This is a genomic window from Streptosporangium sp. NPDC087985 (assembly GCF_044741965.1).
In the GTDB taxonomy this organism is placed as follows: Bacteria; Actinomycetota; Actinomycetes; order Streptosporangiales; family Streptosporangiaceae; genus Streptosporangium.
Genome location: NZ_JBIUTQ010000070.1, coordinates 1 through 1,114, shown reverse-complemented (window position 1 = coordinate 1,114; position 1,114 = coordinate 1). Strand labels below are relative to the sequence as shown.

The 1,114-nt window shown below is 66.2% G+C and carries 1 protein-coding gene; it reads right to left on the bottom strand.

What is annotated here, in order from left to right; all coding sequences use genetic code 11:
* Positions 1-87 precede the first annotated feature (87 nt).
* On the bottom strand, positions 88-1,114 hold a 1,027-nt coding region (locus ACIN94_RS32845; protein ID WP_400714958.1), incomplete at its 5' end, for an IS110 family transposase.

Sequence of the window (1,114 nt, the reverse complement as noted above, 5' to 3'; positions counted from 1 at the left end):
GGCTCGAAAATCGGTGAGTTAGTGGGCAGGCGGCAGCGAACCCTGGCCAGTGATGTCGGGGCAGGGTCTGCGGGGTGGGAATTGGGGTCAGGCGGTTGGTTGCAGGGTGACGGTTTTGCCGGTGAGGCGTTCGAGCTGGCGGACGAGGTCGTGTTCGCGGCGTCTGGTGGCGATGCGGGATTGGTAGAAGTCGGGGCCCAGGTCGCGGTAGCGAGCGTCGGGGTCGGACAGCAGATGCCAGACGATGGTGAGGACGGAGTTGCCGACGGCGACGATGGCGCGTTTTCGTCCGCGGCGCCTGGACAGTCGCCGGTAGCGCTCGCCCAGGAAGGTGGTGGAGCGGGAGGCGGCCGCGACGATCTCGCCGAGAGTGGCGCCGAGCCAGGGATTGCCCTTGCCGGTGGAGCCGCCCTTCTTCTTGCCGGCGGAGGCGTTGTCGATGGGCGCGAATTTGGCCCAGGAGGCGAGATGGCCGGCGGTGGGGAAGCGGCTCATGTCGATGCCGATCTCGGCGATGAGTTCCTGGGCGGCGATGGTGCCGACACCGATGATCTCGTCGAGTTGGGCCACTGCGGCGGCATACGGGGCGATCTTGTCCTCGATGCGGCGGGAAACGGCCTCGATCCGAGCGGTGAGGTCATCGACTCGATCAGTCATCATCTGGCATAAGAAGCCGTGCTCATCGGTGAAGTGACCGGTCAGCGCTTCTTGCAGCAGGGGGATCTTGGAGCGCATCGGGCCACGCGCCATCGCGGCCAAAACCTTGGGATCGCGCTGCCCGTCGATCAGCGCGGCCAGCATCTCGCGGCCGGAGACGCCGAAGATGTCACTGATCACGCTGGACAGCTTGATCTGGGCGTCTTCCAGCAGCTTTTCCACGCGCTGCTTCTCGCGGGTGCGCTCGCGCACCAGGCTGCGCCGATAGCGGGTCAGGTCGCGTAGCTGGCGGATCGGCTTGGGGTGGACCAGGCTGGGTCGGCACATGCCGCGTTCGACGACCTTGGCCAGCCATACCGCGTCCAGCTTGTCGGTTTTGGGGCGGCCGGGGACGTTCTTGACGTGCTTGGCGTTCAGCAGCCAGCAGGTGAATCCCTCGGCTTCGAGCAGGTAGTAG